Source organism: Thermotoga sp. (genome assembly GCF_021162145.1).
Taxonomy (GTDB): domain Bacteria; phylum Thermotogota; class Thermotogae; order Thermotogales; family Thermotogaceae; genus Thermotoga.
On the sequence record NZ_JAGGZH010000076.1, the window covers coordinates 1 to 10133 of the forward strand.

General features: G+C 47.0%; 11 protein-coding genes. All 11 read right to left on the minus strand.

Going from position 1 to position 10133, the window contains the following annotated elements:
- A partial coding sequence (locus tag J7K79_RS04995) for a CoA-binding protein (protein ID WP_296905789.1) occupies positions 1–256 on the minus strand: 256 nt, incomplete at its 3' end.
- Positions 207–623 (minus strand): DUF1667 domain-containing protein, encoded by a 417-nt coding sequence (locus tag J7K79_RS05000; RefSeq protein ID WP_296905791.1) that lies wholly within the window; start codon positions 621–623, stop codon positions 207–209. The genes J7K79_RS04995 and J7K79_RS05000, both read right to left, overlap by 50 nt.
- Before the next feature lies 1 nt (position 624).
- Positions 625–1836 (minus strand): FAD-dependent oxidoreductase, encoded by a 1212-nt coding sequence (locus J7K79_RS05005; protein ID WP_296905793.1) that lies wholly within the window; start codon positions 1834–1836, stop codon positions 625–627.
- On the minus strand, positions 1833–3272 hold the full coding sequence (locus tag J7K79_RS05010) for an NAD(P)/FAD-dependent oxidoreductase (protein ID WP_296905795.1): 1440 nt from the start codon (positions 3270–3272) through the stop codon (positions 1833–1835). The genes J7K79_RS05005 and J7K79_RS05010 overlap by 4 nt, the downstream gene beginning before the upstream one ends.
- An 83-nt stretch (positions 3273–3355) precedes the next feature.
- Positions 3356–3568: a glycerol-3-phosphate responsive antiterminator gene (locus J7K79_RS05015; protein ID WP_296905797.1), complete on the minus strand. Its 213-nt coding sequence runs from the start codon at positions 3566–3568 to the stop codon at positions 3356–3358.
- On the minus strand, positions 3492–3914 hold the full coding sequence (locus J7K79_RS05020) for a glycerol-3-phosphate responsive antiterminator (RefSeq protein ID WP_296905799.1): 423 nt from the start codon (positions 3912–3914) through the stop codon (positions 3492–3494). The genes J7K79_RS05015 and J7K79_RS05020 overlap by 77 nt, the downstream gene beginning before the upstream one ends.
- Complete coding sequence (gene glpK, locus J7K79_RS05025; protein WP_296905801.1) at positions 3899–5389, minus strand: glycerol kinase GlpK; 1491 nt, start codon at positions 5387–5389, stop codon at positions 3899–3901. The genes J7K79_RS05020 and glpK overlap by 16 nt, the downstream gene beginning before the upstream one ends.
- 79 nt (positions 5390–5468) lie before the next feature.
- Positions 5469–7166, minus strand: coding sequence for a methyl-accepting chemotaxis protein (locus tag J7K79_RS05030; protein WP_296905803.1), 1698 nt, complete (start codon positions 7164–7166; stop codon positions 5469–5471).
- Between the two features lie 124 nt (positions 7167–7290).
- Positions 7291–7905 (minus strand): redox-sensing transcriptional repressor Rex, encoded by a 615-nt coding sequence (locus J7K79_RS05035; RefSeq protein WP_296905805.1) that lies wholly within the window; start codon positions 7903–7905, stop codon positions 7291–7293.
- Positions 7898–9835: a [Fe-Fe] hydrogenase large subunit C-terminal domain-containing protein gene (locus J7K79_RS05040; RefSeq protein ID WP_296905807.1), complete on the minus strand. Its 1938-nt coding sequence runs from the start codon at positions 9833–9835 to the stop codon at positions 7898–7900. Before J7K79_RS05040 ends, J7K79_RS05035 begins: the two co-directional genes overlap by 8 nt.
- 13 nt (positions 9836–9848) lie before the next feature.
- Positions 9849–10133, minus strand: a 285-nt coding sequence (locus J7K79_RS05045; RefSeq protein ID WP_296905809.1) for a 4Fe-4S binding protein, incomplete at its 5' end; no start/stop codon positions are given.

The following is a 10133-nucleotide window of genomic DNA, read 5'->3' on the forward strand; positions in this document are numbered from 1 at the left end:
ATCCTGTCCTGTAGGCTTTTTTTGTCTCTTCCAATGCTACCCCTGGTGGAACAACAAAAACGATCACATCCACATCTGCTGGAAGTTCATCTACGCTCCTGTAGGCTCTGAAACCTTCTATTTGCTCGTACTTAGGATTGACCGGTAAAACCTCGAATCCTTTCGAGACGAGGTCTTTCAGTATCACGTTTCCGTACTTTTTCGGGTTAATCGTTGCTCCCACGAGTGCTACTTTTTTGAACTTCTTTGGATCCATTGTCCAGCCTCCTCACCGTTCTTGTTACAACCAGATTTGCTCTCGTCCCGAACAGATCTTTCACAACGATGTCCCCCACTCTTACAGGGGCCTCCACCTTTATTTCCCTGACGATTTTCATCAACTCTGGTATGAATCTTTTTGGGATCGGCTTGTCTGTCTTCACCGATGCAAGGGGGAGTTCCCCATTCAACACCTTGATACTCGTCGGGACTACCCTCTTTGGATCTCTGATCTCGTCCTTTGCGTATTCGACTCCTCTGGGGCATCTGTTTCCGATGATCGATTTTATATGACCATCTTCATTTAGTTCCACCTTAATCTTACACCCAATTGGACACTGAACGCAAACGATGTTTTTCAACATTTCAGTCCACCTCCTCGACGGACACAACGATCTCATCGAATCCTTCCAGATCTTTGTCCAAAACTTTCACTCTCAACATCTCGCTTGGTACGAGATCTTCGAATTCTTTTTCGAACCTTCCCACAGTGAGTCTTCCTTTCTCTATGGGCCTTTTTACCCTCAGGTAAAGAGTGAGGGGTTCTGCAGGAACATACCACAGAGGATGTACCACCATCACATTTTTACCGGGTTTCACAGGAATCCTTCGATTTTCTACTTCGCCTTTCACAAACCTGGCAGCGTATTTTCCTGCAATTTCTCCTTCGTAACTTACATAGTCGACGAGATCGAAAATCACAGTACAGTTCCCGGCGGAAAAGATCCAATTCTTGGAAGTCTGTCCTGTGTTCGTGGTGGCCACTCCCTTTGATGTTGGGTTCTTTTCCACCAGATGTTCTAGAAGCTCGACCTGAGGGATGAGACCAACGGAAAGAACGAGTGTATCAACTTTGAAAACCTTCTCCGTTCCTGGAATTGGTCTGAACTTTTCGTCCACCTTTGCAACGACAACTTCTTCTAATCTTTCTCTTCCTCTCACCTCAACCACAGTACTGGAAAGATAGAGGGGTATGTTGTAATCTTCAAGACATTGTATCACGTTCCTGAGAAGCCCTCCAGCGTAGGGCAGACGCTCCACCACTCCCACTACTTCCATTCCTTCAAGAGTGAGTCTTCTTGCCATAATGAGACCAATATCTCCAGAACCCAGAATGAGGGCCTTCTTTCCGGGAAGACGGTTCTCTATGTTTATGAGTCTCTGGGCCACTCCCGCCGTGAAGATACCAGACGGTCTGTCTCCTGGGATCGTGAGGCTGCCGAAGGGCCTTTCCCTTGCTCCCGTTGTGTAGACCAGGGCTCCAACCTCCACCCTCTCGATACCTTTTTCTGTAACCAGAATCACTTCTCTGTCACCAACTTGTTTCACGTAGGCGTTCGTCAAAGACTTTATTCCCATCTTGTCCATCTTTTCCTGGAACCTCTCGGCGTACTCTGGCCCTGTCAGTTCCTGTCTGAAATAGTGAAGGCCAAAACCGTTGTGTATACATTGATTCAGTATGCCACCAGTTCTTTCGTCACGTTCAACGAGGAGAACCTCCGCACCTTCCTCCTTTGCTTTCAGGGCCGCTGCCATTCCGGCTGCACCGGCTCCTATCACCATCACGTCCACTTTCATCCTCTCACCTTCCCGTTCACGATCCAACTGTTTTTCGACTTCATTCTGATTTCAGACATGTCTGTGTTGAGCTCTCGCTCAAGGATCTTCAAAATTTTCGCCATGCAGAAACCACCTTGACATCTCCCGAACATCGCCCTGGTTCTGAATTTGATCCCATCGAGCGTTCTCGCACCCCTTCTGATCGCTTCTACGATCTCTTTCTCTGTCACTTCGTTACAGAAGCAAACCAGTCTTCCCGCGCGCGGATCTTTTTCTATCTCTTTTTTCCACTCCTCGATGGGCAAAGACGAGTAATGTTTTATACCTTCTCTTAACGGCTTGAAATCTTTCTTTTTGATCAGTGGAATCCTCATCTTTTCCTGGATAAGCCCTTCCACCACGTACTTTGCCACAGCAGGTGCTGCCGTAAGTCCCGGAGATCTTGTTGCCATAACGTTCACGAAGTTCTCCACCGTTTCACTTGCCTTTATAAAGAAGTCCTTCTGAGGGCTTTCTGGCCTGAGTCCAGAGAAGGTCTTCACAACGAGTGAGAAATCGAGCGACGGTACGAGTTTTTTTGTGAACTCGCGCACCTTTTCCAGTCCTTCTCTAGTGGTGAGAGGCCTGTCTTTCATGTCTTCTGGAAGATCCTCGGCGGTTGGCCCAAGCAAAATTCCTCCATCGATGGTGGGAAGAACGAGGATCCCTTTTGAGATCTTCGTGGGCGTTGGGAATATCACCCTTTTCACAAGTCCTTGAAGTTTTTTGTCGAGAAGGATGTACTCTCCTTTCCTGGGATGTAAAGGAACGTACTCCGCTCCGGCCATTTTCGCTATTTCGTCGGCGTGAAGCCCAGCGCAGTTTATCACGATATCTGCTTCATACTCGCTTTTGTCGGTGATCACCTTTCTCACACGACCGTTCATCTTCACAAAACCCAGAACTTTTTCATCGAGAACGAGGTTCAAACCGTTCTGAAGGGCGTTTTCCACTGCCGCGATGGCGACCATCCAGGGTTCCGTGATGCCCGCTGTGGGTGCGTAAAGGGCGTATTTGATCTCTGGATTGAGATTCGGCTCCATTGAGAGAAGTTCGTTCCTTTCCAGGATAGTTAGACCTGGAACACCGTTCTCCTCTCCTTGTTTGAGCAAACGTTCGAGTTCTTTCAGTTCCTCGTCGTTGAACGCCACCACGAAAGAACCAGTTCTTTTGAACTCGAAATCTAGTTCCTTCGACAGCTTTTGGTACATGGCGTTACCTACGACGCAGAACTGTGCACGAACACTTCCCGGAGGATCGTCGTATCCCGCGTGGATGATAGCAGAATTCGCCTTCGTCACGCCACAACCCACGTCTAGGTTCTTCTCTATGAGTGTTACTTCAAGATCGTACTTTGTCAGCTCTCTTGCCACAAGAGAACCAAATACACCTGCTCCTATGACAACTGCCTTCAAATCGAACACCTCCTTAAACAAAAAGAGCCATACCCCACCCTCCGTGGGATATGGCTCTCTCTTTCTCTCTCGAACCAGTAGAATTATAGTATTTTCCAGAGGTCTTTGCAACTCGTTGGTATGGCCTTTGCCCCAGCTTTTAAGGCAGCGAAAACCTGTTCTTTTTTTCTTACCAAACCTCCTGCGATTATATCTCCAGAGTACCGTCTGGATATCTCTTCAATGAACTCCGGAATAATGCCTGGAAGTATCTCCAGAAAGTCTGGTTTCAAATCTTCTGCCTGAACTACCCCCATTTTCTAGAGCGCTGGAATCCACTAGAAATACTCTTTGAACAATTCTCAACCCAAGTTTCCTGGCCGTTTTCAGTAGCAAAATGTGTGTAGAAATTATTCCATCAACGCCTACGATATCTCTTAGAAATTCGAGTGAATATCTATCCAGAGAAAGCCCCTTTACCAGATCGACGTGAATGAAAACTTCTTTGCTTCCCCTCTTGAGGATATAAACTGCTTCTTCAACGTTCGCCACAGTTCCTGTCAGCAGAAATACCAGATTAGAAGGTGAGTCTATGGCCTCTTCGATATCTTTTTCTGCCCTGATGGCCGGAATTACAGGGTACAAATTCACTGTTTTTCCCATCCGAGAGATCTCGACACGGCTTCTTTCCATTTCGAGTACAACCTCTCTCTTTCCTCAAGATCCATGGATGGTTCGAACCTTCTGTCCAGCTGCCACAATTTTGCTATCTCTTCCTGGTTTTTCCAGTATCCAACTGCAAGTCCTGCAAGGTAAGCCGCTCCAAGTGCTGTTGTCTCGTTCACAACGGGTCTTTCCACTGGAACACCAAGGATATCCGACTGGAACTGCATCAGGAAATTGTTCACAACAGCACCTCCGTCCACGCGCAATGTATCAACTTTTATGTTACTCTCCTTCTCCATGACTTCTACCACTTCTCTTGTTTGATAAGCAATCGACTCGAGGACAGCCCTCACTATGTGTTCCCTGGTGGTTCCTCTGGTGAGGCCGATTATCAATCCCCGGGCGTACATGTCCCAATAAGGTGCACCGAGGCCAACGAACGCGGGTACAAAGAACACTCCTCCGTTGTCTGGTACCCTTGTGGCGAGTTCTTCAGTTTCTGTTGCGCTTGAGATGATCTTTAACCCATCTCTGAGCCACTGAACGGCTGCTCCTGTGATGAAAATACTGCCCTCGAGTGCGTAATAGACTTTCCCATCCAATCCCCAAGCGATCGTTGTGAGAAGGCCGGATTTCGATTTGAATGTCTTTTCTCCGGTGTTCATGAGCAGGAAACATCCGGTTCCGTAAGTGTTCTTGAGCATGCCCGGCCGGAAGCATGCCTGACCGAACAAGGCTGCCTGTTGATCACCGGCGTCACCCGCTATGAGAATCTCAGCACCGAGCAATTCTTTCACCGTATGGCCATAAACGTGGCTCGATGGCATCACCTGTGGAAGCATTTTTCTTGGGATGTTCAAAAGTTCTAAGATTTCATCGTCCCAGTCGAGTTTGTGAATGTTGAAGATCATTGTCCTGGAAGCATTCGAGTAATCAGTAACGTGCACCTTTCCACCCGTGAGATTCCAGATGAGCCAGGTGTCGACCGTTCCAAAGAGCACTTCTCCTCTTTCTGCCTTTTCTCTCACTCCTTCGACGTTGTCGAGGATCCACTTGATTTTCGTTCCAGAAAAGTACGCGTCGACAACAAGGCCGGTTCTTTCACGGATGAACTCAGCGTAACCTTTCTCTTTCAGCTCATCACATATGGGAGCTGTCCTTCTGCACTGCCATACGATAGCGTTGTAGACGGGTTTCCCTGTGTTTTTGTCCCAGACGATGGTTGTTTCTCTCTGGTTGGTGATTCCTATGGCAGCTATATCTTCAGGTTTGATCCCTGCTTCCTTAATCGCTTTTTTTGCAACCTCGATCTGAGATTCCCAGATTTCCACCGGATCGTGTTCAACCCATCCTGGCTTTGGATAGATCTGTTTGAACTCCTTGTTGGTCTTCGATATCACGTTTCCTCTCTCATCGAAAACAATCGCTCTTGAACTTGTTGTACCTTGGTCGAGAGAAAGAATGTATTTCATTTTCTCCCCTCCCATGAACACGAAAAGCCCCGGGGAAATTCCCCAGGGCTCTCTGATTCTCTAGAAATATTTTACCAGATCAGGTCTTGAATCTTTCCACATCCTCTTTCAGTTCATCCGAGAGTTTCTTGAGTTCCTGACCAACATCTGCTATTCTCTTTGCGGCTTTTTCTTGTTCTACGATGCTGGTGGACACTTCCCCTATCTCGTCCGCAACCGTTGTGGTTGTCTTGGCAACCGCATCGAAAGCGCTGCTCATTTCCTCGGAAGCAGCGCTGAGTTCTTGGGTGCTCGCAGCGATTCCTTCGATTCTTGCAGCGAGATCTTCTATTCTACTCACGATTCGGTTGAAGTTTTCGTAAGATTCTTCCACCAACTCCCTCGCATCTTTTGTGATCTCCAGATTTTCTTTTGACATCTCATTTGTTCTTTCCACACCGTCCCTGATGCTTTCGAGGATCTGGCCGATTTCTTCTGTTGCTCTCTGGCTTTCTTCTGCGAGTTTTCTGATCTCGTCCGCAACGACTGCAAACCCTCTTCCCGCTTCTCCCGCTCTTGCTGCTTCTATGGCGGCGTTGAGAGCAAGGAGGTTCGTCTGTTCTGCTATACTCCGTATTGTTCTTACTATCTCCTCTATGTTTCTCGCGTTTTCCGTCACCTTCAAGATGACATCCGCGGTATTTCTAGAGTTTTCTGAGACATCCTCCACTCTTCTGACCGCTTCTTCAAGGACCTTCTGACCATTCTTTGCAAAGTTCGCTATGTTATCGGCACTCTCCGAAATCTTCTGGATGAGTTTGGAGATGTTTTGAGAATTGGCGGAAACTTCCTCGGATCCGGACGTGACTTCTTCGATGGAAGCAGAAGCGTTCTGGATTTCTCTATTTATTGTCTCAGACGCTCTTGCGATTTCTTCGAGTGCGCTACGAAGTTGTTGTGAGAGTGTAAACAATTCTTTTGAGACTTTCTCCACCTCACCCTGAGACTTGTTGATCTCGGACACCATATTTCTCAGGTTTTCAATTGTTTCGTTCAATTTTTGAGCGATGACACCGAATTCATCTTTGGACCTGATGTCGACACGAACTGAAAGATCTCCGCTTGATATCTTCTCAAGGGTGGAAAGAAGTGTTTTTGTCTTCTTGGCGAGCACTCTTCCATAGAAAAACACTATGATAATCACAGCTGCTCCTATGATGGCAGTTATCAGAACGTTCCTGAAAACAAGCCCTCCAACGGTTGCCCTCACATCGTCCACGTATATTCCCGTTCCCACAATCCAATTCCACGGTTTAAAGAGCTTCACGTAGGAAACTTTAGGTTCTGGTTTGTCACTTCCTGGTTTTGGCCAATGATATTCCACAAAGCCTTCTCCTTTTTCTTGACATACTTTTACCATCTCGTTGAACAGGTAGACCCCGTTGGGATCTTTGTAGTCATTCAGGTCTTGACCATTCAGCTCTGGTTTAATCGGGTGGAAAATCATTCTGGGATGGGTATCGTTGATCCAGAAGTAGTTGTTGTCGTATCTGATCTTTCCCATCAGGGATTTTACCAATTCCTGTGCCTGTTCTCTTGTGAGTTCTCCTTTCTGCTCCATCTCGTATGCACGATTCAGGATCCCGTACACCGCTTCAACAAGATGCCTGGTTTCTTCCTTTTTCCTCTCCATGATCGAGTTGTAGACGGTCGTGTTCAAAAGTATATATTGAGCAGCGAAAAACACCAGCACTACCACCACGCCCAATACGAGAACTTTGGAAGAGATACTTCTCATGTCTGAAACCTCCTTTTTGATTGGAATGATTGTAATGATTGCGAAGAATAAGTAAACTTTAACATGGAGATTATATCACAAAAAAGGGGGAATCTCTCCCCCCTCTTCAGTGCTTCAGAACATGTTATCGCTTCAAAAGGTGTTTTATTGTCAGGAGGGATTTCGTGAGATCCTCGTCCACTACGATGATGCTGGAAGGAAGAGCGAGCCGCGCCCCAGTAAAGTTCCAGATCGCTCTTATTTCCTTTTTTATCAGCTCTTCTGCGGTGCTTTGAGCTTTCTCTCTGGGAACGCACAGAGCGGCTATCTCCACGTTGAATCTTCTCACCACTCTCTCCAGAACATCCATTTCCCTGACCGCAAACTCACCGATGAACTTTCCTATGCTTTCGCCTCCAACATCGAACACAGCAACTACCTTCACACCAACACTTTTGAAATCGTAACTCACCAGTGCCTTTGCAAGATCGTCTGTTCCCACAACTATCATGTTAGTTGTATCGTTGACACCGAAGAGTTCGTTCAGTTCCGAGCGAAGTTCTTCCACGTTGTAGCCTACTCTCGGCTTACCCTGACACTTCAAATACGAAAGATCCTTTCTTACGAGCTCTGGATTGATTTCAAGCATCCGCGCCAGTTCATCCGAAGAAATGAACTCCTTTTCCACAAGGGTCAGAGCTTTTCTGTACAACTTCAACCTTTCAAACGTGGATCTTGGAAAGTGAATCATCTCACTCATTTTTTGATAGCTCCTCTATGACTTTCTCAAAAGTTGCCTCGCTCACAATTTTACCATTCACAACGACGTTTGGAGAATCACCACAGTTTTCCACGCAGAAGGTTCCAAGAACCTCTATCTTTCCTTCCATGTCGCTTTCCTTGACGTAGTCGATGAGTTTTTTCAGGATCTCGTAGGATCCCCTCGTGTAACAGGAAGTTCCAAGACAAACCTTCACGGTCTTCTTTTCGCCGTTTGGTACTGGAAGGATTTCCACGTCTTTCTTGGGGTATCTTCTTCGCGGTTTGTAAGTAGTGTGAAGTATGCTGTGTCTTGTTTCTCCGTCTTTAAGATCTTCTTCGTAAAGTCTCATGAGGAAGAGATTTTCTACAGGGGTGAGTAGGCTCTTTATCCCCATGATGTCTCTTAAGACTTCTGCTCTGTGCTGTCTTATTTTGGAGTCGTTCGGGTACGGTTGTCCTCCGCCCCCCACACAGCCGTAGCTGCAGGCCATCACTTCTACGATGGACACGTCATCTTTTTCTTCCAGGAACTTCTTGACGTTTCCAAGGCCGTAGATGACCGCTCCTTTGAAGGATGTCCCATCTTTGAGCGTAACTTCCGCCAGCACGACGTCGTTTTCTTGAATCTTCACGTCCGTCTTTTCCACTCCGATCTCCGCGTCCAGAACAGAAAGCACGCAAGAAAAGACTCCTCCAGTTTTTCCAAAGCCGAGTCCTGCCTGAGAGGACACACCGTACGGTCTATCGAAGGGCTGTGGTTCCACTTTGCTGATGTCGATCCTGCTCATTTTGATGAGTTGTGAGAGTTCCCTGGTGGTGAGGACAAGGTCGATGATTCCTTTATGTTCCTCTCTTTCTGCCTCGGACTTCTTTGCGGTACAGGGCATGAACGACACAAGGAATATCTTATCTTCGGGAACACCAAGCTTTCTTGAGTAGATCTTCTTTATCACCGTTCCGAGTGCTTGCTGTGGAGATTTCACACTGGAAAGGTTCGAAAGGAGATGAGGATAGTTGTGCTCCGCGTACTTCACCCAAGCAGGGCAGCAGGAGGTGAACTGAGGTAGTCTTTCAGCATTTTTGAGTCTCTCATAAAACTCGTGGGCTTCTTCGTACGCGACCAGGTCTGCACCAAAGGAGACGTCAAACACCTTGTCAAAACCGATTGTCTTCAGAAAGGACACCAACCTTTCCGCCATTGCCACATCCTCTTCCATGCCAAACTCTTCCTGAACAGCTGCTCTGACGGCAGGAGCGATCATTCCTATCACCGTCTTGTCACTTTCGAGAGCGTCTATGAGTTTGTCTATGTCGTTTCTGATGCTCAAAGCTCCCGTAGGACAGTAGGCAACACATTGTCCACAGAAGACGCACTCGGTTTCTGCAAGGGGTATGTTGAAAGCAGTTGTTACAACACTTTTGAACCCGCGCTTCGCGAACTCTATAACACCCACTCCCTGTATTTCTTCACAGACACGCACACAGTCACCACAGAGAATACACTTGGCGGTGTCCCGCACTATCGGAGCAGATTCATCTTTGATACGCTCTTTTTTGATAGGTTCAAACCTGATTTTTCTTATTCCAAAGTCTTCTGCATACTTTTGAAGTTTACAGCTTCCATTTTTGTCACAGGTGGTACAGTCACTGTCGTGTGTTGCGAGGATGAGCTCGAGAATGTTCCTTCTCATCTCGTATATCTCCGGTGTGTTCGTCTTCACCCTCATTCCCTCGTACGGTTTCAGAGTACAGGAAGTGGTGATTTGACCGTCCACCTCGACAAGACACATCCTGCAGGCACCATAAATAGAAACCTCGGACAGATAACACAAGTTTGGTATTTCTATACCAACATTTTTCAATGCCTCGAGAAGATTTCTTTCGTTGTCGTTTATGATAACTTCCTTTCCATCGACAATTATCTTCATCTTTCTTCCCTCCTCACACGAGTTCAATGGCCTTGTACGGACACTTGCTCGCACAGACACCACATTTGACACATTTTCCCTGATCTATCGTGTAGGGTTTTCCACGTTCTCCGGTAATAGCACCTTGTGGACAGGATCTCGCGCAGAGGCCACATCCTTTACAAACGTCTGGGTTGATGACGTATTTTTTGAGCGCTGTGCACATTCCACTGGGGCACTCTCCTTCGATGTGTGCAATGTACTCGTCTCTGAAAAACCTCAGTGTGCTGAGAATAGGATTCGGAGCGGTTTTTCCAAG